The sequence below is a fragment of the Nitrosomonas ureae genome (genome assembly GCF_900206265.1).
GTDB lineage: Bacteria > Pseudomonadota > Gammaproteobacteria > Burkholderiales > Nitrosomonadaceae > Nitrosomonas > Nitrosomonas ureae_C.
The window spans coordinates 2302791-2329363 of the sequence record NZ_LT907782.1; the positions used below are offsets into that span (position 1 = coordinate 2302791).

Below are 26573 nucleotides of genomic sequence, written 5' to 3' on the forward strand. Positions count from 1 at the left end.
GGGTTCTGCATGAACGGTTCAGTGAAGTTATTTGATTCCTGGATGAACCAGTTGCGACAGTCTTTCAAAATAATCGGGGAATGTTTTGGCCACGCATTGAGGATCGTTGATGCGCACGGGTGCGCCCAGGCAAGCCAGGGAGAAGCACATAGCCATACGATGATCATCGTAGGTATCAATCGCCGCGTGCGGGGTCAAACCATGGATGGGAGGGGTAATGCGCAAGTAATCCGCTCCTTCTTCAACACTCGCGCCCAATTTCCTCAATTCAGCGGACATTGCTGCAAGGCGGTCTGTCTCTTTCAAGCGCCAGCTGGCAATGTTACGCAGCGTTGTAACGCCATCTGCGAATAATGCGATGACAGCAAGGGTCATCGCTGCATCGGGAATATGATTGCAATCCAAATCGATGGCGTGGAGAAATTTTCCGTTATCATCCTTATTCCCACTACTTGCTTCAATCCAGTTTTCTCCCATGGATATTTTAGCCCCCATTTTCTCGAGTGCTGCAGCAAAGCGAACATCGCCTTGCACGCTGTTGCAGCCGACTCCTTCCACCCTCACCGGTCCATTACCGATGGCACCGGTTGCGAGAAAATATGAAGCTGACGAGGCATCACCTTCGACGGATAGGTGTCCTGGGCTGCGGTACTTTTGTTGAGCCGGAATCACAAATTGCCGCCAGCCGGTATGTTCCGCCTGTACGCCAAAATGCCGCATTTGCGCAAGCGTTAATTCGATATAAGGTTGGGAGATTAAAGTGCCCGTTACTTCGATGATGGATTGCTTGCCGCTCAGCGGTAATGCCATCAACAATCCAGTGAGAAATTGGCTGGATACATCGCCCTTTACTGTAACAGCATATGTATCGCCAATGATACGCGGGGTAAATGGTTTTATTTCCAGTGGCGGGAAACCGGGATTACCCAAGTAATTGATATTTGCACCTAATTGTCGCAATGTATCCACTAGGTCCGCGATGGGTCGTTCGTGCATTCGTGGAACGCCCGATAGTCGATAATGTCCCTGCATTAAGGATAATACCGCGACCAATGGTCTAAAAGCGGTGCCGGCATTACCGAGAAATAAGTCAGCATCGGTAACTGGAAATGTTCCATTGATACCGCAAATACGATAATTATTTTTTTCGGTTTGAGTAACCATGACACCCAATTGGGCCAGTGCATCCCGCATATGTCCCGTATCGTCAGAAGCCAACAAATCGTGAATTTGCGTGGTGCCTTGCGCGAGTGCGGCAAGTAAGAGAATCCGGTTGGAGATGCTTTTTGATCCAGGTAATCGTATTGTGCCTTGAGCTTTCTTGGCAAATGGTAGATCAAGCCACTTCATGGTTGGTATATGCAATTAAAATGAAGAATGATATCTCATAAGAACATTCAGAGCGTAATTTTATTGATCGGGCGAGTGACTTGAATTCGCTCATATAACCCGAGTCGATGATTTATCTCCTTTGGAAAAATCTTTATTATGCTATCTTGTTTAAGGTAATCTATCGCAGTAAATTTTGAACGAAAAGCAATCAACTATCGTAAAACCGTTTGGTATTGAAATAATGTTATCGGATATCGTAGTTTATTGTGAGCATCTAAAAGATGAATTTATCGTACTATTATTAATAACATAGAGGTTTTATAAATGGAAGACGCAGAAATTGTTTTGATGTTCTCTTTATTGGCGATTCCTGTGGCCATTTGGTTACAGTTGTGGGTGAAGGATCGCAGGGAGAAGCGGAAAAATGTTTTGGGAGAGGAAGAGTTTGAGAGCACATCGCGGGCATTTGTATCCATCGTCATTGAAGGAACTGCCATTATAGGGGGGCTTATTATGATAATTATGGCTACCAGTGGGGTGGGCAAGTATATCCTCAATTTTTATTTATAACGATGTGCCAACATGGCGAGAATCCGGGCAATCGCTTGATGCCCGGGGATTTTTTGTGATCAACTGTCAAACGGTGGGCTGCGCTAAGGGCGCAAAGTTGATGATTAGATGTGCTATCTTAAAAATGCTAGGAGGTAATATCGCCAGCCGATCGGGTTTTTGACTGTTTTGTTTTGGATTTTGTCTCAGTTGTTTTTTTAGGAGTTTTTTGTTCAAACTCAAAACCTATTTTTCCATCCGAATTTCTAACCAGATAAGCCGAAAAAGGTCTTCCCTTTTTGGAAATGAATTTTGTTAATAAGTCGGTTCTTCCTGTTTCCAGCAATTTGGTGATTTGTGCACGATCAATTGGACGTGCAAGAATAATTTTCCCTGTTTTAAAATCACAAGTTCGAGCAGCCCCGACAGATTTCTCGCAAACATACTGCATGCCGTGTTCATAAACGGCGTGGTTGCATTTGGGGCATTTACCCAGTGGAAGCTGCTCGCTGAAATCGACTTCCTCCTGATTTTCATCATTGTTACCGAAATCAAATTTCATTTCCAAGGTATCCGTGAGTCTGATGATGGCATTAAAGGATTGCCCCATTTTGCTTCGAAAACCTTGTAGCGGCCCGACTTCGCGCTGGGTGATCAATGTTTCCATTTCTTCGACTTCAAATTGGCGGCCGGCCAGAATTTTCCACAGCGCAAAATCACACTTCTGGCATTGAAATTTTTTATAGGTTTCATGCACAATGCCACCACACTTCGGGCAAGGAGACTTCAAAACGGCAAAATCCCCCGCAATGGTTTCGCCGCGATGTGTCTTGGCTTGTTCTACCATGTGCCGTGTCATCTCGGCAATTTTTTCCATGAATGCAGTACGTTTCAGATTCCCTTGTTCAATCTGGCGTAACTGAAACTCCCAATTGCCTGTCAATTCAGGTGAGATAAGCTCGGGGATCTTAAGGCCGCGTAATAACGTAATTAATGAGAAAGCCTTTGCAGTCGGATGCAATTCACGACCAACCCGCTGGATATAATTTTCAAAAACTAAACCTTCAATAATCGCAGCGCGGGTCGCCGGTGTGCCTAAGCCTTTTGCGTTCATCGCAGCACGCAACTCTTCATCTTCTACAAGCTTGCCGGCGCTTTCCATTGCGGAAAGCAAGGTTGCTTCATTAAATCTTGCCGGTGGGCGAGTTTGATTTGCGACAATGTCGATGGCTTCCGTGATGACGGATTCACCCGGAATAATGGCGACGAGCGTATTGTCATCTTCCGCATTGTCCGGCTTGGTCGATTTTCCATAGACTGCTTGCCAGCCAGGATTAACCATGACTTTGCCTTCAGTTTTAAAAGGTTCGTTCTCAATCCGTGTGATACGGGTGGTGACCAGAAATTCCGCGGCTGGAAAAAAGATGGCCAGGAAACGTTTGGTAACCAGATCGTAAAGCTTGGCTTCCGCTTCGTTTAATTTTGTCGGATTTAATGAAGTCGGGATAATGGCAAAGTGATCTGAGATTTTGGCGTTGTTGAAAATGCGCTTATTAGGGACAACCCAGTTTGATGCCAGAATCTGGCGGCAGAATTTACCGTAGTCGGTGTTTTCCAGATTCTGCACAGTATCTTTAACGGTGCCGATATAATCTTCCGGTAGAGCGCGTGAATCCGTTCGCGGATAAGTCAGTACCTTGTGCTTTTCATATAGCGCTTGCGCCAGGCCGAGTGTTGCTTTGGCTGAAAAACCAAAACGGCTATTGGCATCGCGTTGCAGACTGGTCAAATCATAGAGTAACGGGCAGATTTCTTTGCTGGGTTTGCTTTCTTCATTGACGTGACCGGATTTTCCCTGGCATTTATCACGGATAATTGCCGCTTTAGTTTGCTCCCAGAGTCTTTCCGGCTTTGATTCTTGATTGATTTTATCTTTGGTGAATTTCTCATCAAACCACTTGCCGGTATAATCGCCGTTACTGGTTGTAAAGGTAGCGTGAATTTCCCAGTAATCCTGTGGACGGAATTTTTTGATTTTTTCTTCTCGTTCAACAAGAATTGCCAAAGTAGGAGTTTGTACCCGCCCCACTGTGGTTTTATGAAATCCTCCCTCCTGGGAGTTGAATGCAGTCATGGCCCGGGTGCCATTAATTCCGACCAGCCAGTCTGATTCTGAACGACTGACAGCGGCTTCTGCCAGGGATTTTACTTCCGAGCTGTCCATTAATCGGGTAAAGCCTTCACGAATCGCGTCGGGTGTCATGGATTGCAACCAAAGACGTTTTACCGGCTTGCTGGTACCGACATGGCGCAGAATATAATAAAAAATCAACTCACCTTCGCGTCCCGCATCACAGGCGTTTATCAACGAATCGATGTCTTTGCGTTTAATGAGTTTGCTGAGTAGCTTCAGGCGTGAAGAAGTTTTCTCTATTGGATTCAAATCAAAATGCGGAGGAATCACGGGTAAGTTTGTGAAACTCCACTTGCCACGTTTTACTTCGTATTCTTCCGGAATGGCCAGCTCGAGTAAATGACCTACTGCCGAAGAAATGACATATTCATCATTCTCAAAAAAATCAGTGTTTTTGGTGAAGCTGCCCAGCGCTCGCGCGATATCTGCTGCGACTGAAGGTTTCTCAGCAATGATCAGAGATTTACCCATGAGCTTTCCGGGAAAAATAATTTGCTAGCTCTATATTATCGCGCATGTTTATGATCATGAAATATGAATCAGACTATTGGATGAGTGCATTGACTGCATTCATGCAAGCGGTTAATCGGTATGAGAAAAAAGGACGTGATTTTGTCTTAATGACGATAATGAGAGTCACTGACAATCAGCAGTTTTTCCAATACGGTATCGTCAGTAAGCTGATTCTGGATCCATAATTCTGTCAAAACAATCAGTTTGATTTTCTCAAGACTGGATGAGCTTTCATTCATCATCAGGACGCGATCAATTAATAACTCTCGTTGCAACGGATTAATGATGCCGGCTTGTTCCAGAAAAAAAATAAATCCTCGTCCTTCGGTATCGATTTTTTCTATTTCATATTCGGTAAAGCATCGAAAGGAATTGTTTTCAGCAAAGCTGGCAGGATAATTACCAATGTCATGACGCTCGAGTTCAGAGAGCCAATTCAGTGTTTCGCTAATATCTTCGTCGGCAAATCCTGCCATGGTGAGTTTGCGCGTCAGTGTTGCGGAGTCAGGATAGCTTCCTGAATCGAAATAATTTTCAAATAAATAAACGAGTATATCGAACATAGTGGTGTTTATAGATACAGATCTGTTTACAGATAAGTGGTTCTAATTATAGTTATAGTATCAAATGTCAATCAATTCGCTGATACCATCCTCCTGGTAGACTGCTGATTTGACCGTCAAGTTCAAGCGTTAATAGCATGGCTGATACAACCTCAGCAGTCAAGCCGCTACGTGCGCACAGGGTATCGATGTTAACCGTATCGTAACCTAGGTGGCTGAGTAACAAAGAGTTTTCTGTCGATTGGCCAGGGGAGGATTCTTTTTTTCTGTCTGATGGGGTATCGATTAATGCCAGGTGACTTAATTCGTCCAAAATGTCTTGCGTGTTTTCAACCAATTTTGCACCCTGCTTGATTAATGCGTGACAGCCTTTTGAAAGAGGTGAATGAATAGATCCTGGGATCGCCATCACTTCACGACCTTGTTCCAAAGCCTGGCGTGCTGTAATCAGTGAACCACTTTGCAATGCGGCTTCTACTACCAGACAGCCCTGGGTCATGCCACTGATAATGCGGTTTCTGCGTGGAAAATTTCTGCCTATGGCAGGTGTGCCCAAGGGAAACTCAGAAATCAGCGCACCTTCTTTCGCGAGTTTATGAGCCAAAGGATGATTTTTTGCCGGGTAAACGATATCTAATCCTGTTCCTACAATGGCTATGCTGGCAGCAGAGCCACGTAAGCCTCCATGGTGAGCGGCAGTATCTATTCCTAGCGCCATGCCACTGATAATACAAAGCCCGGCATTGCTGGCAGCTTCGGAAAAGGCTTCCGCATTGGATAAACCTTGTGGTGTAGCATTGCGGCTGCCAACAACTGCCAGGGCAGGCTGCTGGAGAAGTTCTCGTCGCCCTTTAAAATAAAGCAATGGCGGTGGGTCGGCAATATTGAGCAAATGTGCCGGGTAATCGGGATCAGCCAAGGTAATGACTGCATTAACGGGATCTTCCAACCATTTCAGCACATTTATAATATTATCGCGATCTGGGCCTTGCTTGATACGATGAGCCGTTGCTTTTTTTACAATACGTTCGAGCGCTGTGATATGCGCTGAAAGGATTGCTGTAGGATGGCCAAAAGCAATCAGGAGCCGGCGGATAGATTCGCCGCCCAAACCATCAATCAGATTAAGACTTAACCACGATTCAATATCAGATGCATATTTCATGAAGGTTACAGCAATTATTTTAAGGGGTTTTGACTGCATCCAGTATTTTAATGGAATGCGTACTTTGGACAATCAGCGCGTAAGATATTTTGTCAAAAACGCGAAATATAAATGCCAGCCCCGTTCTTTCCTCGGGTAGCTGTACCAGTTCCCCTGTCAGGGATTTAGCTTGGCTTTTTCGGAAAATAGCAAGCACATGACCCATTTCCAAGCCATCCATTTGACCTTTATTCAAGGTAACGATAGCACCTTTGCCAATTTCGGTTACACCGCCGTAAACTGAGATAATCCGTCCATTGATTGGAAAATCCGGTGCATGAGGGGCGTAGTTATTGAATAGGGTTTCAGGTGCAGGAACGAGACGATCCCCGTTCAGGATTTCTTCCGTGGCGCGGGTGATGATTACCGTGCTGACATCCGCTAATGCAGTGGCTTTTGCGTTGCCTAGGTAAGTTGCTTCATAGCCGAGAATCCGGTCTTTTTGATCGGGATCTTTTAACGCTTTGCCAGGACGGAAAATTTGCCATGTCGAACCTTTATCTTTCGGTAGTCCGCTGATATAGGCTGTATTGCCTGTGCTTAGAACCACTCGATTGTCGCTGGAACCTAGAATATAGGGTGCATTATCAAGCCCATCCCTTTCAATGACCAAAGGCTGACTAAGAAAAGGTTCGATTGCGGCAGCCGGGATACTGGGTATGGCCGCCGTATCTGATAATTCCGAACGAATTTTTGGAGATAATTTGATGGTTCTAACCTCATCTTCATTGTCCTCAAGGCTCAATCGAAACCCATAAGGTGTTCTTTTCAGTATGACAATGTCCCCAGGGTAGATACGGTGAGGGTTTTTTACCTGTTCGCGATTGAATCCCCAAATCTCAGGCCAGCGCCAGGGATCGTTAAGAAATCTGGAAGCTATTCCCCATAACGTATCGCCGGGCACAACGACGTGGCGATGAGGGGTGTCGCTTCGCAACAGATTATTTTCGGCGTTGACTGGCGGTATAGAAAACAGACTCAGGAATAAAATCATGGCTATAATAGGCTTTCGCATGGACGATCCCCGTACAGGTTATTAGTCATAACAGAATATTGAGCTAATGATACGGTCTAAATGCGGTATTAGGTTTATTTATATACATAATTTTTTATGGCTATTTTAAAAATATTACAATATCCGGATGAAAAGCTACATACTGTAGCGGCTCCTGTAGACCAGATCACTGACAAAATCCGTACGTTGATAAATGATATGGCAGAAACCATGTATGCTGCGCCGGGGATAGGATTAGCGGCAACGCAAGTGGATGTGCATGAGCGCGTTATCGTTATTGACACTTCCGAAGCACGAAATGATTTGTTGGTTTTGATTAATCCGGAAATAACTGCCAGCAACGGTATCTCGGATTATGAAGAAGGCTGCCTGTCAGTGCCGGGTATTTACGGGAAAGTGCAACGGGCTGAATCGGTTACAGTACGGGCTTTGGATGCTCAGGGCGAGTCATTTGTTTTGGATGCCGATGGATTGCTGGCCGTGTGTATTCAGCATGAAATGGATCATTTGGCAGGGAAAGTATTTGTTGAATATTGGTCTCGGCTCAAGCAAGTGCGCACTTTGGCAAAATTAAAGAAGAAACAGCGTAGTACGATGTAAGCGCGGAAGCTTGCATGAAGATAGTAATTTGATATTTTTGCGGATTATTGCTTTCTTTCCATTGGCGGTACGAATTTCCGCTGCCTTAACTGATGAATCATCAATGCATTAGCATGAAAATTATTTTTGCTGGAACTCCTGTTTTTGCTGCTACTGCACTGGAAGGATTGATCCATGCCGGGCATCAGATTGTAATGGTTTTAACCCAACCGGACCGTCCGGCCGGAAGAGGAATGAAAACGGTTGCAAGTGCAGTCAAAGTGTTGGCTCAGCAGCAGCATCTTGCGATACTGCAGCCCATAACACTTAGAACGCCGGAAATACAGGCGCAACTTGAGGCGTTACGTGCTGATGTGATGATCGTTGCGGCATATGGATTGATTTTGCCGCAAGCAGTGCTGGATATTCCTTGCCAGGGTTGTTTGAACATTCATGCCTCGATTCTGCCGCGTTGGCGCGGCGCAGCACCGATACAACGGGCGCTTCTTGCCGGTGATGGCAGAACCGGCATTACCATCATGCAAATGAACGCGGGGTTGGATACCGGTAATATCTTGTTGCAGCACGAAATGAAGATCGCATTGGACGATAGCACGCAATCTCTTCATGACCGGCTGAGTTTGTTGGGTGCTTTGAGTATTGTAGAAGCCTTGGCTCAACTACAACAAGGAAAGCTGGTTCCAGCAGTGCAGAATGAAACGGACGCTTGCTATGCCAACAAAATAACTAAGGCTGAAGCTGAAATTGACTGGCGACTTCCAGCCGAGCAGATAGACCGCGTGGTGCGTGCATTTAATCCAACGCCGGGTGCTTACACATCTTTCCAGGGAATGGTTATAAAGATTTGGCAGGCAAAAATAATTGCAGGCGAATCCGGACAGCCAGGTGAAATTGTTGCGATAAATCGCGAAGGCATAGTCGTTGCATGCGGTTCCGGATTGTTACAAGTGGAAATGTTACAGAAGCCGGGAGGGAGAAAAATGAATGTGGTTGATTTTCTGGCGGGCAATAATTTTCATCCAGGTGAATGTTTTACTTCGGTTAATTTTTCGTAAGAATATGATTAAAACACAGCTTGCTGCGGTTTCTGTAGTAGATAAGGTATTGGCCGGAGCAAGTCTGACCGAGGTGCTACAGAATGTTTGGCGTGCGGAGTCTTCGCTATCAAAGCAGCAGAGAGGTGCCGTTCAGGATTTGAGTTACGGTGTATTGCGTTTTTATGGGCAACTGGGAGCAGTCTTAGATCTCTTGCTGAAAAAGCCGTTGCGCGACAAAAGCTTGTGTCATCTATTGTTGGTAAGTTTATATCAGTTGCAGTATAGCAGGGTGTTGCCGCACACTGTGGTGGATCAGGCAGTCTCGGCTTCACGTTGCTTAGTAAAGGGCAGTGGAATGCAAGGATTGGTCAATGCAGTGTTGCGCAACTTTATCCGACAGCAGGAAAAATTGTTGAAACAAGCTGCTGAAAAAGAGATCGGGCGTTATTCGCATCCGCAATGGTGGGTTAATAAGTTGCGGCGGCAATATCCGGAAAATTTTGCAGCCATACTGAGCGCGAATAACAAGCGTCCACCGATGACTCTGCGGGTTAACCGGCGTAAGATCAGCGTGGAAGCGTACTGTGATTTGTTGGCGGAAAATGGGATGCAGGCTGAGTTGTTATGGTCAGGAGCGCTTCGATTGAGTCAACCTGTCGGCGTGGAATCTCTGCCAGGCTTTGTCATGGGATTGGTAACGGTGCAAGATGCAGGTGCGCAACTTGCTGCACCCCTGTTGGATGTGCATGATGGCATGCGGGTGTTGGATGCGTGTGCCGCTCCTGGAGGTAAAAGCACGCATTTGCTGGAGTTGGCAAATATATCATTGTCGGTGCTGGATAATGACCCGCAGCGGTTAATTCAAGTGCAGCAGAACCTTGAACGTTTGAGAATGGCATCGGAGCGATTGATTTGCGGTGATGCCGCGAATCCAGATGCATGGTGGGATAAGCAACCCTATGATCGAATTTTGGCTGACGTGCCTTGTTCTGCATCGGGGGTGGTATGCCGACATCCTGATATTAAATGGCTACGACGCGAGAGTGATTTGACCAAGTTTGCAATAACTCAGCAAGCAATACTGGACGCATTGTGGAAAATTTTACGTAAGAATGGTAAGTTGCTCTATGTGACTTGTTCAGTTTTTTCAGAAGAAAATACAATGCAGATTGAAAAATTTCTTAAACATCATTCTGATGCATGCCAACTACCGCTTTCTGTGGCAGCGATGATTGATGGACAACTGTTACCTGATACTCAACATGACGGTTTCTTTTATACCCTGCTGCAAAAAACCTGATCGATATATAGATCGGGTGAAACTGCCATATGCCGGTTCAGTTTTCTTATGGTTGATTTTGTTTTTACTGTTTCAGGCCACTACTGCTCAGGCGCAGGACATCCGCATACAGAATGTCAATTTAGTAACAGCTGGCGGGGGTTACGAAATTAGCGTGGATTCTGAAATTGCGCTTAACCCGACTTTGGAGCAGGCGCTTGAAAAAGGTATCGTACTTTACTTTGTATTCAAATTCAGTCTTGTTGATGTGCGCTGGTATTGGTTGGATGACGAAGTTGTGCGCGGCAAATACAGAGTCGGGTTGAGGTATTACGCACTGACGCGCCAGTATCATTTGAATCATGCTTCATTTTCACAGAGTTTTAATACGCTTCAGGAAGCATTGGTGGTTTTGGGCCGTTTGCGAGATTTCCCCTTAACAGTTAAATCAGAATTGAAGCAGGATGCTGATTATATCGCATCGCTGCGTATATGGCTTGATCTGACACGTATGCCCAAGCCATTTCAGGTCGAAGCTCTGGGTTCCAGTCGATGGAATTTGAGTTCGGATAAATTGGAGTGGCGCATGAAATTACCTACGCCGGAGCAGCCATTCCAGATGAAAGGCCAGTAATGAAATATGTGCTCATTATTGGCTCAGGGCTGGGAGCAGTCATGTTGTTTCTCCTGGCTACGGCCGGTGCCAATACGGAGTTTTTTGAGCATAAGTACCGCTTGCTGCTGGTTATAAATGCTGCTTTTGTACTTTTCCTTATGGCAATCGTCGCGATATTGTTGTGGCGGTTTAGGCGCAGACTTAAATCGGGCGTATTTGGATCCAAGCTGGCATTACGATTAATGCTGGTTTTTTCCCTGATGGCAATACTTCCTGGTGCTTTGGTGTATGCCGTGTCAGTTCAATTTCTGGAGAAAAGTATTGAATCCTGGTTCGATGTAAAAGTGGATCGTGCTTTGGAGGGAGGATTGAATCTTGGGCAGACTATGCTGGATAACTTGTTAGAGGAGCTGCAGAAAAAAGCACAGGCCACGGCGTTGATGCTGGCCGGAACCTCTGATCCCCCTTTGCTGATACTTAACGAATTATTATTACAAACCCAAGTGGAAGAGTCGACTTTATTCAACCAGGATGGCAAGGTAATCGCATTCTCAAGTGAGAGTAATCTGGCCTTATTTCCTGAAAAGCCAAACGCGGTAGTAATGCGTCATATCAGAATCCAGAAAGCTTACAGTGCGGTTGAGTCGTTAGACGATAAGGGCTTGTATTTGCGTGTAGTTGTGCCTGTCAACGTATTGAGTTTGAAAGAAGATATCCGCGTTTTGCAGTTATTGCAGCCGGTCCCCGTGCAGCTGGCCAAAGATGCTGAGCGGGTACAGGCAGGGTTTCGGGATTACCAGGAACTTACATTATCTCGTCATGGTTTGACTCGATTGTACAGTGTGACATTGACATTGGCATTGCTATTATCTTTATTTTCAGCGCTGGCAACCGCATCATTGCTTAGTGAGAAATTAAGCGCTCCGCTCGGCATGTTGGCGGAAGGGACGCGTGCCATTGCACAGGGTGATTACAGCCGCCGTCATTTAGTTCAAAGCGGCGACGAATTGGGTATATTGACAGAATCATTTAATTTGATGACTCAGCAATTGCAAGAAGCCCAAGCAGTTGCGCAGCATAATCAGCAGCAGGTGGAAAGTGCCCGCGCCCATCTGGAGAGTATTCTGGCAAATCTTTCATCCGGCGTATTGGTATTTGACGATCAATTGGCTTTGTCCAAAGCAAATCGTAGCGCAGAACAAATACTTCAGATACCTTTAATCAGTTTGGATGGTTCAATTATAGAAGGGTGTGTAACCAATGAACCGCAACTGAATATGCTGATCACTGAAATTCGGACAGGTTTTAATTCGGAGGAGGCAGGTGTTTGGCAGCGCCAACTGACACGCTCAGATGATGGCCGCAATCAGGTTTTGCTGCTACGGGGCACGCGATTACCTAAAATATCGGGTGGCGGCGGTGTGGTGGTTTTTGACGATATTACTAGCTTACTGCAGGTACAGCGTGCTGTAGCTTGGGGCGAGGTGGCGCGGCGTTTGGCGCACGAAATTAAAAATCCATTGACGCCGATTCAGCTCTCTGCGGAACGGGTACAACATAAATTAATCAGCAAGCTCAGTGAAGAGGATGCGAAAATATTAAGACGTTCTACTGAAACCATTGTAAATCAGGTTGAGGCTCTGAAAAAAATGGTCAATGAGTTCAATCAGTATGCGCGCGTTCCTGAACTGGAATTGCGGCAATTGGATTTTAATCAGCTGGTTCGTGAAGTACTAGCGCTTTATGAAACTGGAAGTATGGCGGTAGAAAATGATAGACATATACAGATCACACAGATATTGGCGGAGGAATTGCCGGGAGTTAGGGGGGATTCCGCGCAGCTACGCCAAGTGTTGCACAATTTATTGCAGAACGCACAGGATGCGTTAATTGATACTCCGGAACCCGTGATAGAAGTGAAAACCGAAACGATTCATGGTGGTGTACATTTAAGCGTGCGTGATAATGGTTGCGGCTTTTCGGAAGAAATCAGAGCGCGAGTTTTTGAGCCCTATGTCACGACTAAATTAAAAGGTACAGGATTGGGTTTGCCTATTGTCAAGAAAATTATTGAAGAACATGATGGACTTATTCACATTGAGAATATTAAGCCACATGGTGCGCAAATCTCAATTATTCTGCCGGCGGTGGAAAAAAATAAAACTGCAGGAAATAACAGACTGACACTAAGTTAAATTATCAAGCCTGTAAATGTAGAAAAGGCGAGTAAAATATTCTATGAATTGGCACTCGCCGCTCAATAAACCCCGAACCTATAAATGTACATGAAATTTTACAGTTAACCATAAGCCAGCTGATTAGATTCCAGTAGTGGAGAGAATTTCAGATGATAACAAATAATACAATACTCATTGTTGATGACGAAATTGGTATACGCGAACTTTTGTCAGAAATTCTGCGTGATGAAGGATACCGTGTGGCGCTGGCAGAAAACGCTGAACAAGCGCGTATTTGGCGGAATCAGACACGTCCGGATTTGGTGCTGCTGGATATTTGGATGCCTGACACAGATGGTATTACATTGTTGAAAGAATGGGTTAGTAATGGAATGTTGACGATGCCAGTGATTATGATGTCAGGGCACGGTACCATTGATACAGCAGTTGAAGCGACACGAATTGGTGCATTTAGTTATCTGGAAAAACCGATACCACTGCAAAAATTGTTGAGTACCGTAAGCAAAGCTTTGCGGGGCGGACAAATTAAGCAGCAATCAGCACTTTCTCTGGCTAGTCTGGGCAAAGGCAGTTTGATTGCAGATCTGCGCAAAAGATTGGAACAAGTAGTCAATCTGAAAGCGCCCGTACTATTGATGGGAGAACCTGGTGCAGGGGCCGAAATATGCGCTCGCTTCATGCATCGTCCCAATACGCCATGGATAGAACCCGAGACATTGACTTTATTAGCAGAATCGCCGCTGGATTTGTTAGAGCCGGCGCGTGACGGTTTATTATTTCTCAAAGAGGTTGGTGAAATCAGTAAATTGGCGCAAAAAGGGTTGTTGTTGCTACTAAGCAAATTGGAAAAATATAATGTGCGGTTGGTTTGTGCGACATCACATCCCCTTGCGGAGTTGACTGCGCAAGGCGCCTATCATCCCAGATTATATGAAGTGTTAAGTGGTTTAAGTATCGGCATTCCTGCGCTGAGAGCGCATCGGGAGGATATACCTGAATTAGCGAATCAAATTTTATCGCGTTTTGTTGAATCAGGCGAAGCTTCATCGACATTACAGTTTACTACTGCTGCATTGAATTGCCTGCGTAATTATGACTGGCCGGGTAATCTTACGCAGCTAACGGGTGTGGTGCACTCTTTGGCATTAACATCCACCGGTGACGAAATTTCGGTCGAAGCAGTGCAACAGGCAATGGTATTTCCAGAATCGTCTTCCGCATCAGTTGCTCCGGAAATTCCCCTCGATCTTTCATTGCGGGAAGCACGTGATTTATTTGAGAAAACTTATTTTGAAAGATTAATTGATCAAGAAAATGGAAACATGACGCGTGTGGCGGAACGGGCTGGGTTAGAGCGCACGCATCTTTATCGCAAAATAAAATTATTGGGGATTAAGTTGCGAGGGAATTGATTCTCAATAAGCGAGTATATTACTCGACAGAATTGTTTGGTGTGTGAAACTTGGCCCATCTAGAAAAGAAAATGGGAGTGATATATTGCAAGTTTGAAGAAATAACCTTAGAATCTCCGCCTTTTGTATTTCCCTATTCTTACAAATCCTTCGTTAGCACATTAAGTATGGTAGTAATCACGCTTTGTGCAATATTTTGTGAAATGCCGAGTCATTTTATTAACCCGTAGTCATATCGTTGTTGTTGAAAGGATTTCATGATAAGAAGTTTTTCCCATCGCAAGAAAAAGCAATCGCTTAATCTATTTATATTTCTTCTTTTGACATTTTTATCCCTAGGATTCCAAACCTTCTCAATCAAAGCTGAATTAATTTCATATCCCGCGCAGCTTGAAAACTATCAATCCGAAGAATCCATCTCTTAATAAGGTATTCTGCTCATGTTATTACGTATTTTGCAATAAATAGCAGAACCTCCAAGGGGCGGGATGGCATGTTCGTTGTGCATGGACGGATATGAAAGATATGTTCCGGATTAATCAGCAAAAAATAGTGAATGGATTTGCCAATTCAAGACTTTGATTTTTCTTGGTGGCCTAATCGATCATGAAAAAATATTTAACCTAAGATTTGAGGATAAGTGCTACTAAACCACTGCACTATTTATTGACTTATCCAGGAACTTTATAGGACAAGTTGACTAATTATTGGGTATCCATTGTGACAAATCTACTATTTTTTGCATTTATCAAACCCAAAGCAGTTTGGCCATTCCCTATGGTTCACTCGAGACAAGTATTAACTAAGATTGGATAATACTTTCAATAGCATGGCGTGGTTATTAGCGATATTCCTTTGCGTCATGGATACGCAAACGCGTGTAGACTCGTAAATCAGAAAGAAAAATGATCAGCTGATAAGGAATTAAAAGTGCATTAAACATGTATAGATTAGCTCAATTCGGTTTAGGATTTTTATAGGACATTTTCTCATTTTTTTCAGTATGCTTTCAGGATATTCATCTCTATTCCAGGCGGAGTATTGGGTCTAGTATCTCGCCAGACAGGAAAGTTCTGATTAAGCTTCTCAACAGGTTTGGGGTGAACGGTAACTTGCTACGATTGCTGCAGGATGGTTGAGTTATGAATGCAATCAGCTTATTTAGAGTTTCCATAATGTTCAGTGGTTTTTATTAACAATTAGTTTCTGGAGCATACAATGAGAAATTCTTTACAATTAACAGTGGTGTCTATGGCTCTTTGCTTTGGCTTGTTTTCGATGGCCCACGTAAAAGCGGCTTCGGTTTCCTATGCAGATCAGGGTGCGCCTGTTCAAAATTCTTACACTTTTACTGCAACAACAACAGGTTATATTGGTGCTTACTTTCAATCGAGTTCGGCATCTTATACCAGTACGCTATCCTTACTCGTGAATGGTGTGGTTACACCACAGTCCTCTATAGGAGTGTTAAACAATCAAACTTCAAATGTGGGAGATTATGTCAATTTAGGTTACGTTAATGCGGGAGATATACTTACGTTTCAGATGAAAGTTCTCGATACTGGGGATATTTGGAATTCCAATTCCGCATCTAATGCCGACGGAGTAAATCACATTTACTCAACCAGTTTTTCTGGAGATACGGTTCTTGGTATTCCGGCTGGTACCTATGTGGGATTTGAAGATATTCATGGTGGCGGGGATTTTGATTATAATGATCAAGCATTTATATTCACAAATATCAGTACATTGGCAGAAAAACATATAAGCCCTGTGCCTGAGCCGGAGACTTATGCTATGTTGTTGATTGGGTTGGGATTGGTGGCTTTTACAGTGCGTTCCAGAAAGAGAAGAATATAAAAATTTGACATTACTAATCACTGTTTCCCATTTTTCAATTATTAAAAGTTAGTAACAAAGAAAATGAAGCAAATATTCCCTATTTGCTTCATTTTCTTTCATGTAATCTATAGACAATAAGCAGGACCAGTTTACATTTAATATTTTTTATTCTTAGCACGCTTGTTTGTGGTAAGTTCTGATGCAAATTGAAGCGCATGCACGAAAGGTTTTACGTATCAAATTCACTGGATATCGATTGGATCGATTTTATCATCTGAATTTTTATACCTATCGCTGTTCTAAAAAATTCTAATAGAATTCATAAGACGATCGAGCCATTCAGCATGAAAAAAATTTCCCGTAGAAAAGTGATTGGATTAGGTATGCTGGGCAGCTTTTCCAGTGTTCTTGGCAGCAGTAGTTTGGCTAAGGCGTTAGCGCTAATGCCTACGCCTGAAGAAACAGAAGGTCCGTTTTATCCGGTAAAGAATCAGAAAGACAAGGATGAGGATCTAACGCAAATCAATGGATACCTGGGCGGTGCGAGTGGTCAGCATATTGTGGTCGGTGGGCATGTAACCGATATCTACGGCAATGCGGTTGAAAATACGTTGCTGGATATCTGGCAGGCGGATGCCAACGGTCGCTATCGTCATCCGCGTGATTCCAATAAAGCAAAGCTGGATCAGAACTTCCAAGGATGGGCGGTAATTCAGACTGATGATAAAGGATCTTTTCGCTTTAAGACAGTAATGCCAGGTGCTTACCCTGCCAGCGGAACGTGGATCAGACCTCCGCATATTCATTTAAAGATTTTTAAACCGGGTTATCTTCCGCTGACAACGCAGATGTATTTTCCGGATCAGGAGTTAAACAAGAAGGATTTATTACTGAGTCGGAAATCTATCATCGAACAATCAGCAATGATGGCGAGAAAGATTGGGCAACAAGGCAATTTAATCATTTACGAGTACAATGTCGTCCTCGATCTACTTCGTAAATAAATTTATGACGACCAAACACAATTCACTGCTTATTCTCGGTTCCGGGCCGGCTGGTTATACTGCCGCCGTTTATGCGGCACGCGCCAATCTGAGTCCGGTTTTGATCACTGGCTTGGCTCAGGGTGGACAATTAATGACAACAACGGATGTGGATAATTGGCCGGCCGATGCGATGGGTGTGCAAGGCCCGGAGTTGATGGAACGGTTTCAGAAACATGCGGAGCGTTTTCATACCGAGATTATTTTTGATCATATTCATACCGCAAAACTGACAGAAAAACCGATTACCTTGATTGGCGATCAAGGCACTTATACTTGCGATGCGCTCATAATTGCCACCGGTGCATCTGCGCAATATCTCGGTTTGCCATCCGAAGAGGCATTTATGGGGCGTGGTGTGTCAGGGTGTGCAACGTGTGATGGGTTTTTTTATAAGGCGCAAGATGTCGCTGTCATCGGTGGCGGCAATACTGCGGTGGAAGAAGCACTGTATCTTTCGAATATTGCACGCAGCGTGACAGTAGTGCATCGGCGCGATCAGTTTCGCTCGGAAAAAATTCTGATTGATAAACTGATGGAAAAAACCCATACCGGCAATATTAAATTGAAACTGAATCATGTGCTGGATGAGGTGCTGGGCGATCAATCCGGTGTTACCGGTATGCGCATCAGAAGCACCCAGGATGATTCCACTCAAGAAATAGATCTACAAGGTGTTTTCATTGCTATCGGCCATAAACCAAATACCGATATTTTTGTCGGACAATTGCAAATGGAAAATGGCTATATTGTTACCCGCGGGGGCGGTCAAGGAAATGCTACAGTCACCAGCATAGCTGGTGTGTTTGCTGCAGGCGATGTGCAGGATCACATATATCGTCAAGCGGTAACCAGCGCCGCAAGTGGCTGTATGGCAGCACTGGATGCGGAGAAATACCTGGATGACCTGAAATAATTATTGAACCTAAGATGTAATTAACAGTTTTTCGATAAAACTGGATGGCTAAAAAAGGATTCTGTCATGGATGAAGATGAACGGTCACTGTTTCAAGCGGCCATGCGTGATGTGGCGCCACTACCAGTGTCAGATAAAATAGTTAGTGGTGGCATCAAAGTTCCACCGTTTCCACGCAAAAATAAGAACGAGGAAAATGTAACATCAACAGATGCGCTAACCGACAATGTTTTTGTTAAGATTGAAGCAGGCGATGAATGGTCTTTCGTGCAACCGGGCATGCCGCATCAGACGTTGCGGCGTTTGCGGCGCAGCTATTGGAGGATTCAGGATGATCTTGATTTACATGGATATACGCGTGATGAGGCGCGGCAGGCATTAGGTGTTTTTCTGGATATCTGTGCGCAACAAAAATTTCGATGTGTTCGTATCATACATGGCAAGGGATTGAGTTCTAAAAACCGCGAACCGGTTCTAAAAACGAGAATCGGAAATTGGCTGATGCAACGTACTGATGTATTGGCTTTCTGCCAGGCAAAACCGGAAGATGGCGGCGGCGGGGCTATTCTTATTTTGCTCAAAACCAAAGTATAAGATCGGAATAATCCCCATAGTTATAACGAGGGGCTTGATTCTTTAGGGAAAGCCTTTTCATATTGAGTCTGGCACTGAATGCATCGTTGCGCGGATGGATATACTAATAATCGCTCAAATCCGATCTCGTTACCACAATCGATACAGTCGCCGAACTCCAGTTCGCTTAGATACCTCATCGACATTTCCAACTCGCGCATTTCATTGATTTGCCGATCGACTAGTGCTGTATCAATATCATCCGGTATATTGTTGACATACTCTGCTAATTCAGAATCACTGATATCCTGTGTGTGTGCAAGTTCGTTACGTATTTCTTTTTGTAGATGCAGATAACGTTTATGTAATGCAGTTTTTAACTGGATTAATTGCGCTTCGGTAAAATTTGCCATGCTGCCTCCTTTTCCTGTTTTACTCTATATATTATAGTCTGAGATGGATTTTTCAATCTTTGAGGAGAATCAAAAGAGCGTAATTCCCTCCGACAATGGACTTGTGCGCTATATTGCTTGCAACTGTTTCAAGTCGGCAATCACTGCGGAGGAATTGTGTGCGGCACTAGCCGATAAATACATGCGTGCAATTTTTCCGTGCGGATCGATTAAGAATGTATTGCGTCTAGCAAACTTGATAATACCCAGATTAACAAGTGAATAATATCGAGCGGCTGTTTCCGCCGTGGTATCCGCCAATAGCGGAAATTGCAAATGAAATTTTTGAGCAAATTCCGCATGACTGTTGGCATCATCCACACTCACGCCAATCACTTCGGCGCCCAGCTCAGTCAATTGCTGAAGGCTATCACGAAAAGCGCAAGCCTGCTTGGTGCACCCGGGAGTATCATCTTTCGGGTAAAAATATAATGCTAGCCACTTACTCTGAAAGTCTGCCAAAGTATGTATTTTTCCAAATTGATCCATCAGTTTGAATTCAGGTGCAGGTTGTCCCGGTTTAAGTACCTTTGGGGGGGTGGAAAAGTACCAGAACATGAAGCCCACCGCTATAATCGACAAGATAATGACTAACCATTCCATAATACTTTCATCCTCATTCGTTATATGTATGTCGTACATGACAGGGTCGTGCTCATAGTACTGCTCCCGGTAATAGTACACGTCGCCGGTACTTTACTTTCGCTTATTAAAAAGCCATAGTGAAGAGGTATCATCCCTATCGATATTGATTTTATCCGGCTTAAAACCATACACGAAATAGTAAGCGCTGGTCAGTCGATCAGAATTAAAACTTTATGTTTAAAATGGCTTGTCAATTGCCTTTCCTATGTGAAGGTGATGGTTCTGACAAGATTCCGTAACAATTACAACAAGAGACCTTTGCACGGTTACTACGCGGCACGATAATTGCGTTAAAAATTCGCGAAAAATGCTCATTTACCCCGTGTAAACTCCGCTTTTTCGCAAATTTTTGCCTTATTCTCGTACCGCTCATGACACCGTGCAAAGGTCTCAACAAGTAACAACTCAACAATACTAATGCCTAATTCATGACCAAAAAGTAAAACAAAAGTTTCAAAAGCGTGCATGAATGTGAACACCATTAGAAATCTGATTGAGCAAATTAAGTACAGCTGGTAATACCGCCTTCCTGCTTCGAGGGAATCGCCTCCTGAGAATGTATAAAATGTTTCATTCCAATTTTATTTCAGAATACGCCTATGAACTTTCTTCCGTTTGGTGCTTTTATTGAATGGTTAGGCTTCAAATGTACTTTACCCTATAAATTTCCTAGATTCTTTCGTGTTCTCACCCGATACTGAAAACCGTACAGAGGCATATTTCAGAATGTCTATGCGTGAACCTTGCTTTATAGTTTAATCTGCTAAGAACTGGGAATTATTTATCATTTTTAGGTGTTCAGAGGTGAGCATCTTGAGATGCTGGCAGTCGTGTGTGTATTTCTTTGGTGAGTTGGTCCAATCGCTTAAGAGCGCTAGATGAGCGTGCTGTAATTGTCCTATCAAGATGCTCAAGAATTCGTTCGATCTTGAGTTGCAATTCTTCCGGTTTGTCGCCATAGCGATTGTAGAGTACATCGTCGAAGAGTTCTCTTTCATGCAAAAATATCTTGTAGAGAGCTTCTGTTTTGACCAATCTAAGTTTAATCTCATCGTCATGTATTTTTCGAGCAATCTGAATCGCGTGCAGCGTTTCGCGCGGAGCATCGAAATCCAGGAAGATCACGCGAACACGGCTAGGATAATCACGCTTGAGCGCTCGAATGACTTCTAGGTTGTTGCAAATTATGAAATGGTGAAGGTTTTCTGCAATGGCGGAATCAATCTGAGATCGCTGAATTCCATAATGGAAACCATACGATTGATAAATATAGTCATATTCTGAAGATTCAATGCGATCAACGCAACGGATTTCGATGCCGTCAAGCTGACGAGGGGGGCGATCGGTTCCCTTGAAATGCAACGAATATTGCTTACCGGATTGCATTAACAATTCCATCAAGGTGGATTTTCCTGACCCTGAGGCTCCAAAGATTACAATAACTAAAGACATTATTGACCTAATTTTTTATAAAAGACATGTGACCGATTTTGAGTTACCTTTCTGCTTTGCAGTATTGAATTACAAGAGAAACTCCCAGGTGAGATACTTGGATTGAATAGTGCCACTTATTTGCGATCAAAGAAACTGAATTTCGTTTTGAGGGACGGCATGATAATCTTTACTTAACATGACCCGAATGGGTAAGTTTCTTTTTCCTTTAGTTTCATAATGTCGATTGAAAGATAAAATGAGTTATTACAAACGCTATCACTTTATTCCATGGTGAAACCATTAAAGATCGGATTACTGGTTCTGTTGAGCTTCATTATTTTTGCGGGCGTGGGACTTTATGCATTCCGTAACTCCTTGTTGGAGGAGCTCATCAATGATCAGTTACGCAAACAAGGTTTTCCGTTGCAATCCGTTGCGGTTCTCGATATTTCGCTTAGCTCTTTCCGCTTGCATGAGCTGAAGGCGGGTAACAATGACGAATTGCAGGTGGGTAAAATCCTGGTTAACTGGCAGCTCCGTGATCTGCTCGCTGGAAAGCCAGCATTAGTTGAAATTAGCGGTGTGGAAGTGAGACTTGATCTGAATGCAAAGCGCTCTGCGCTGGATTCGATGCAATTCGCTACGGCGGTATCTGGAAAAGATATCCGCATACCGTGGTTGCCGGTACTTTCACTGGAAGACTCAGTGATACGCCTCCATTCCGTTGCCGGTGATGTGACGATCGCTGTGTCGGGCAGCATTGTGCACGACCATTCAAATACTCAAGTGATCCGATTCGATACCATTATCTCTGGTTCGGTGGGTCAGGCGAAGGGTGGGCTGGTAGCAACACTGGATGCGCAGGGAAATATGCAAGGTAAGATTGCTATTTCGCAAGGTAGGCTGAATATTCCCGGAGTCAAAATTTCCAGTTTTTCAGGTGAAACCGCTTTTGCATTAACGGCATTACATTTGCAGCATGTGCAGACCGACTTTGCATTCGCGGGGATTAGCCTGCTCGAGCAGAAGCTTGGAAAGCCAGTACCCGCGCAGCTGAGGGAGACGTCAACTGCATTGAGATTGGGTGATGCAGCCATTGATCATGCTACCTTAAAAGGAAGCGTTCACAGACTATCGGGTTCCTGGAACGGAGAACTTGATTTAGGTGTTGAGGGAGGAAAACTGATTGCTGGGCCTACAGAAATTCATCAGCTATCGATTACCTTGCCAATGCAGATTAAGTTCACCTCAGACGATTGGCGCATCGGATTACGCAATTCTGGTCAAATTGCCCTGGGGAAGATCAATACCGAATATCCTTTGCGTTTTCGGGATCCCCCAGAGTTCTCAATTCCCCAGGCTGATCTGAGTGTAACTGGAGGTCAGCATGGATTAGCCCTTAAACATAATATCGTTGTGATGCCCGCTAATCTTAGTGTATTGGTTAAGAGCGATAAGTCTGCTGAAATTGAAGCAAACATTCATCCAGGAAAAATAACTGTGACGGGAGAAATGGATGCCAACAGAAACTATCAAGGACAGTTAGCCCTAAGTGAAGCTTCCTTTGATCTGCCGCAATCCGCGATACAGTTTAAGAATATCTCAGCTATTTTATATTTGAATGATAGTGAAATTGGCAATGCTGCTGATTTCTCCATCGGCAAATTGCGGCATCTGGCATCTGAACCTCTGTTTACAGATCTATCCATCACCGGCGATGTCAGAAATAAAGCCAAGCAAGGAAAATCAACAGAGTATGCGCTTAGCGTCACAGGTGGTGTTCCAGGTTTGCAGTTTTTAAAGATTAAGGGTGCGCATGCGCTGGATAGTGGTAATGGAGCGCTCAAAGCGGAGGTTATTCCATTAAACTTTTTACCGGATAGCCTGCAGCCCAGCGTGTTTTCTCCCGTGTTGGCACAGTTGAATAATGTAAGCGGACAGGTCAGCGCGATCGCACAATTGAAATGGTCTACAAAAGGTGTGCACAGCAGTCGCGGCGCATTGGAGATGCGAAATGTTTCGTTTACGCATGAAACTACGAAGATAAAAGATCTGAATATCGCGCTGAATTTGAACAATTTGCTAACTCCAGCCAGCCAGCCTGGACAAAAAATCACGGTTAAACAGATTGATTTTGGAGTTCCATTGGAAAATTTACTGGTTTCCTATCACATTCTGGACACAAATCCTCCTCAAATTGCGCTTGAGAAAGCGCAATTTTTCATGATGGATGGCATGATATCGGTGGCACCCGTCATTATTGATCCCGCGGCCAAATACTCTGACATGTTGATACGCATCAGTAATATCGATCTGGAATCATTTTTTAACCTGATCAAGGTCGATGGTCTTGCGGGAAGCGGACATCTGGATGGTCAGGTTCCACTGACAATAGAAGAAGATCAATTAACGATAAGGAATGGGCGTCTTGCTGCCAAGGCGCCAGGAATTTTGCATTTTCAATCCCAAAAAGCTTCGCAATGGTTTGCTTCCGCCGGAGAGGAAATGAATTTGTTGCTGCAAGCCATGCAGGATTTCCATTACACTGAGCTATCATTGACTCTCGACAAATCGGTTGCACACGATCTGGTAGCCCAGCTTTCTTTGTTGGGGAATAATCCTAAAGTTAAAGAAGGGCAGGACTTTCGTTTGAACATTAGGTTGGAAACAGATATAGACAAGATCTTACAAAAGATTAATTACGGCTACAGTTTATCCCATGAAATTCTGCGCGGTTCGTTCAGATTGTATTAAGTCAGATGGCGCTAAATTGCAGACATAGAGCGTTGTATGCTCATTATCGGAAAAGAGGAGTGCAATCATGTGTAAAATTGAACGAATGACAAACACTATAATTACTTCAGTAATTTTGATTTCTTGCTGCTTGGTGGTCGTATCTTGCGCACCGACGGTTAAAGTGGAATCTCCTAAGGAACCGATTACGATAAATCTCAATATCAAACTGGATGCTGATATTCGAGTGAAGCTTGAAGAGGAAGCCAAAAAAGATATAGCCGCCAACCCTGACATCTTCTAATAGCAAATGAGAAAGGAGAACATTATGCAGCGTATTTCAAATATGATCTTTAAGAAATCTTTGCCAAAAATTTTTGGAATCATTCTTCCAGTGTTAGCACTCTATGCAATTCCGGTATGGGCCGATAGTCTCGATAACCTGCGTGCGTCTGGTGCAATTGGCGAAGCGAGTACGGGGTATGTCATCGCCCGAGAACCTGGTGCTCAGGCAGAGGCCGATGCAATTAATGCCAAGCGTCAAGCAATTTACCAGGAAAAAGCTGCCGCACAAGGCATTGATCCCAATCAGGTAGGAAAAGTATATGCTGAGGAAATTATCCATAAAGTTCCAGCGGGAACCTGGATTCAAATTAACGGACAATGGATAAGGAAATAGGTAATTCTTATTCTATTACCGCATCTTCTTAGTGATTTTGCGGTGCTTGCGATAATGGTTCCGCCACGCCATTCGAAAGTATAAAAACCCGGTCTGCCGCGTTAATAACCGCGGGTTGATGTGAAACAGCAATAATGGTCAGGCTCTTGGCCAGTTTCTGTAATGTTTCGCAAATCGTGCGTTCGCTTTCTGGGTCTAATGCACTGGTAGGCTCGTCGAGAATCAGAAAAGACGGGTTATGCGCCAACGCTCGTGCAATCGCGATACGTTGCCGCTGCCCTCCGGAAAGTAAACCGCCGCGCTCACCGACAACCGTTTGCAACCCTTCCGGCAATGCATTAACAAAATCCCACGCACCAGCCTGGCGCAGCGCTTGTTCCGCATCATTGATTGTCAACGCGGGCTCTCCAACCAGAATGTTATTCATCACCGTATCGTGCAATAGAATCGTATCTTGCGAGACATAGCCGATCATGTGGCGCCATTGCCGCAGATGGATATCATGCAAAGATATATTGTCAATCCGGACTTCACCGGATTGCGGTTCGGTCAACCCGCATAACAAATCCAGCAGAGTACTTTTACCTGCTCCGGACGGTCCCATAACCGCGGTAAATGAGTTGACGGGTATTTCCATATTCAAATCTTCGAATATGATTTTCGGTCCATAATTAAATTTCACATGCTGCAAGACAATGTCTTTCTGCAATGTCGGCTGTACTGTCCCGCTCGATCTTTCCGCCGCTGCGCGTGCATCTTCGGCTGCTTTACGCAATGCCCAATAAGCACTTTCTTGCGCGGCGAGTTGTTGATGCCGGCGTTGTGTCTTATTCAGCAACCCCAGAATACGGGTCAGCAAAAATACCATCAGCATGACTTCAGGAAGCGATAACTCCCACACTACCAGTGCAATATACAAACCACTGGCAGTCAGCGCAGCAAGAATAGGCTCCTGCAGTGCTGTCAGAGCTGCCCGGTTCATGACTTCCTTGCGCGTCGCTTTTTCCAGATGCTGCGTCTGTTCATGTAAAATGGCGTCGGCCACATTATCACGCGCCATGGCTTTTAGCGATTTGACCGAACTGAGTACATCAGACAAATATGTAAGCAGATGGCGTAACAAATGAGTTTGTTTCGTACCGGCGCGACGGGTTGCACTGACCAGCCGATTCAACGCAATCAATAAAAACAAACCAATGACTAATGAAGCGAGCGTCGCTTCCCAGGAGATGAATAGTGCCACAATGGCATATACCATCACTTGAATAGCCAGTGCCAGAACGTTCACACTGTGTTCAAAGCCATTGGCGGCACGATAGGCTTCGGTTGCAATCGAATTTGCAAGAGATCCGACAGGTTGTCGCAAATAGTACGGCCAGCGGCTGGCTAGTAAAGCCTCGATCAAATCCAATCGTAACGCTGTGGCGACATGCGCGACGGTGTAACCTACCTGGCGATTCGCCAGCAATAGTACCAATCCCTTGAAAAACATACCGCCGACGATAATGATCAGAATTGTATCCAAGGTAGGCTCAATACCGATATCCTGCAGCGTCGCTTCCATGAATTTACCGATACCGGAATCACCTGATCCGCCGGAATCGCCAACAGCTATTGATAGCAGTGGCAGCAATGCAGTGAGGCTCAATCCTTCGGCGATGCCCGCAATTAATAGCGCAAACAGAACAAACGCACTGCGCCGGGGAAAAACCATAATATACGTGAATAAAGTACGCATAAGCCG

General features: G+C 44.4%; 23 protein-coding genes. 14 read left to right on the plus strand and 9 right to left on the minus strand.

The window, feature by feature from the left end:
* Positions 1 to 27: 27 nt before the first annotated feature.
* Positions 28 to 1350, minus strand: coding sequence for a 3-phosphoshikimate 1-carboxyvinyltransferase (aroA, locus tag CPG39_RS14590; RefSeq protein WP_096293401.1), 1323 nt, complete (start codon positions 1348 to 1350; stop codon positions 28 to 30).
* 306 nt (positions 1351 to 1656) lie between these two features.
* Between aroA and CPG39_RS10700 the strand changes: the two genes are divergently transcribed.
* The gene (locus tag CPG39_RS10700) at positions 1657 to 1902 is read left to right on the plus strand and encodes a hypothetical protein (protein ID WP_096293403.1); all 246 of its coding nucleotides are present in this window, start codon (positions 1657 to 1659) and stop codon (positions 1900 to 1902) included.
* Between the two features lie 127 nt (positions 1903 to 2029).
* Here the strand turns inward: CPG39_RS10700 and CPG39_RS10705 are convergent, their stop codons facing one another.
* The 4 genes from CPG39_RS10705 to CPG39_RS10720 form a co-directional block, all read right to left on the minus strand.
* The gene (locus CPG39_RS10705; protein ID WP_096293405.1) at positions 2030 to 4546 is read right to left on the minus strand and encodes a DNA topoisomerase III; all 2517 of its coding nucleotides are present in this window, start codon (positions 4544 to 4546) and stop codon (positions 2030 to 2032) included.
* A 146-nt stretch (positions 4547 to 4692) separates the two neighbouring features.
* The gene (locus CPG39_RS10710; protein WP_013648722.1) at positions 4693 to 5151 is read right to left on the minus strand and encodes a DUF494 domain-containing protein; all 459 of its coding nucleotides are present in this window, start codon (positions 5149 to 5151) and stop codon (positions 4693 to 4695) included.
* A gap of 67 nt (positions 5152 to 5218) precedes the next feature.
* On the minus strand, positions 5219 to 6316 hold the full coding sequence (gene dprA, locus CPG39_RS10715) for a DNA-processing protein DprA (RefSeq protein WP_096293407.1): 1098 nt from the start codon (positions 6314 to 6316) through the stop codon (positions 5219 to 5221).
* Positions 6317 to 6335: 19 nt separating this feature from the next.
* Entirely contained in the window at positions 6336 to 7370 is a 1035-nt protein-coding gene (locus tag CPG39_RS10720; RefSeq protein ID WP_096293409.1) for a LysM peptidoglycan-binding domain-containing protein, read from the minus strand.
* 96 nt (positions 7371 to 7466) lie between these two features.
* Here CPG39_RS10720 and def point away from each other — a divergent pair, with 96 nt between their 5' ends.
* The 10 genes from def (at position 7467) to CPG39_RS10770 (ending at position 18907) form a co-directional block, all read left to right on the plus strand.
* On the plus strand, positions 7467 to 7970 hold the full coding sequence (def, locus tag CPG39_RS10725) for a peptide deformylase (RefSeq protein WP_096293410.1): 504 nt from the start codon (positions 7467 to 7469) through the stop codon (positions 7968 to 7970).
* A 113-nt stretch (positions 7971 to 8083) separates the two neighbouring features.
* On the plus strand, positions 8084 to 9025 hold the full coding sequence (gene fmt / locus CPG39_RS10730) for a methionyl-tRNA formyltransferase (RefSeq protein WP_096294317.1): 942 nt from the start codon (positions 8084 to 8086) through the stop codon (positions 9023 to 9025).
* Between the two features lie 4 nt (positions 9026 to 9029).
* Complete coding sequence (gene rsmB / locus CPG39_RS10735; RefSeq protein ID WP_096294318.1) at positions 9030 to 10307, plus strand: 16S rRNA (cytosine(967)-C(5))-methyltransferase RsmB; 1278 nt, start codon at positions 9030 to 9032, stop codon at positions 10305 to 10307.
* A 16-nt stretch (positions 10308 to 10323) separates the two neighbouring features.
* A complete protein-coding gene (locus CPG39_RS10740; RefSeq protein ID WP_231990283.1) occupies positions 10324 to 10920 on the plus strand; it encodes a DUF4390 domain-containing protein in 597 nt (198 codons plus the stop codon).
* Entirely contained in the window at positions 10920 to 13097 is a 2178-nt protein-coding gene (locus CPG39_RS10745; RefSeq protein WP_096293414.1) for an ATP-binding protein, read from the plus strand. The genes CPG39_RS10740 and CPG39_RS10745 overlap by 1 nt, the downstream gene beginning before the upstream one ends.
* 152 nt (positions 13098 to 13249) lie before the next feature.
* Positions 13250 to 14512 carry a sigma-54-dependent transcriptional regulator gene (locus tag CPG39_RS10750; protein ID WP_096293416.1) on the plus strand — a complete coding sequence of 421 codons (1263 nt, stop codon included), beginning with the start codon at positions 13250 to 13252 and terminating at the stop codon, positions 14510 to 14512.
* Between the two features lie 1218 nt (positions 14513 to 15730).
* Entirely contained in the window at positions 15731 to 16372 is a 642-nt protein-coding gene (locus CPG39_RS10755; RefSeq protein WP_096293417.1) for a DUF4114 domain-containing protein, read from the plus strand.
* 326 nt (positions 16373 to 16698) lie between these two features.
* Positions 16699 to 17358, plus strand: coding sequence for a protocatechuate 3,4-dioxygenase (locus CPG39_RS10760; protein ID WP_096293419.1), 660 nt, complete (start codon positions 16699 to 16701; stop codon positions 17356 to 17358).
* A gap of 4 nt (positions 17359 to 17362) precedes the next feature.
* Positions 17363 to 18313, plus strand: coding sequence for a thioredoxin-disulfide reductase (trxB, locus tag CPG39_RS10765; protein ID WP_096293420.1), 951 nt, complete (start codon positions 17363 to 17365; stop codon positions 18311 to 18313).
* Between the two features lie 66 nt (positions 18314 to 18379).
* Positions 18380 to 18907, plus strand: coding sequence for a Smr/MutS family protein (locus tag CPG39_RS10770; RefSeq protein ID WP_096293422.1), 528 nt, complete (start codon positions 18380 to 18382; stop codon positions 18905 to 18907).
* 20 nt (positions 18908 to 18927) lie between these two features.
* On the opposite strand, the gene CPG39_RS10775 is transcribed toward CPG39_RS10770, so the two are convergent.
* From CPG39_RS10775 to CPG39_RS10785, 3 genes are all read right to left on the minus strand, one after another.
* Complete coding sequence (locus tag CPG39_RS10775; RefSeq protein WP_096293424.1) at positions 18928 to 19299, minus strand: TraR/DksA family transcriptional regulator; 372 nt, start codon at positions 19297 to 19299, stop codon at positions 18928 to 18930.
* Positions 19300 to 19407: 108 nt separating this feature from the next.
* Positions 19408 to 19941: a peroxiredoxin gene (locus CPG39_RS10780; protein WP_096294319.1), complete on the minus strand. Its 534-nt coding sequence runs from the start codon at positions 19939 to 19941 to the stop codon at positions 19408 to 19410.
* A gap of 840 nt (positions 19942 to 20781) precedes the next feature.
* Positions 20782 to 21435: a hypothetical protein gene (locus tag CPG39_RS10785; protein WP_145956236.1), complete on the minus strand. Its 654-nt coding sequence runs from the start codon at positions 21433 to 21435 to the stop codon at positions 20782 to 20784.
* A 270-nt stretch (positions 21436 to 21705) separates the two neighbouring features.
* Between CPG39_RS10785 and CPG39_RS10790 the strand changes: the two genes are divergently transcribed.
* The 3 genes from CPG39_RS10790 to CPG39_RS10800 all read left to right on the plus strand — a co-directional run bounded on the left by CPG39_RS10790 (position 21706) and on the right by CPG39_RS10800 (position 24829).
* Positions 21706 to 24171 carry a YdbH domain-containing protein gene (locus CPG39_RS10790; protein WP_096293427.1) on the plus strand — a complete coding sequence of 822 codons (2466 nt, stop codon included), beginning with the start codon at positions 21706 to 21708 and terminating at the stop codon, positions 24169 to 24171.
* 67 nt (positions 24172 to 24238) lie between these two features.
* Positions 24239 to 24454: a YnbE family lipoprotein gene (locus tag CPG39_RS10795; protein WP_096293429.1), complete on the plus strand. Its 216-nt coding sequence runs from the start codon at positions 24239 to 24241 to the stop codon at positions 24452 to 24454.
* A gap of 24 nt (positions 24455 to 24478) precedes the next feature.
* Positions 24479 to 24829, plus strand: a complete 351-nt coding sequence (locus tag CPG39_RS10800; protein WP_096293431.1) for a YdbL family protein — start codon at positions 24479 to 24481, stop codon at positions 24827 to 24829.
* Between the two features lie 28 nt (positions 24830 to 24857).
* Here the strand turns inward: CPG39_RS10800 and CPG39_RS10805 are convergent, their stop codons facing one another.
* Positions 24858 to 26567: an ABC transporter ATP-binding protein gene (locus CPG39_RS10805; protein WP_096293432.1), complete on the minus strand. Its 1710-nt coding sequence runs from the start codon at positions 26565 to 26567 to the stop codon at positions 24858 to 24860.
* Between the last annotated feature and the right edge of the window lie 6 nt (positions 26568 to 26573).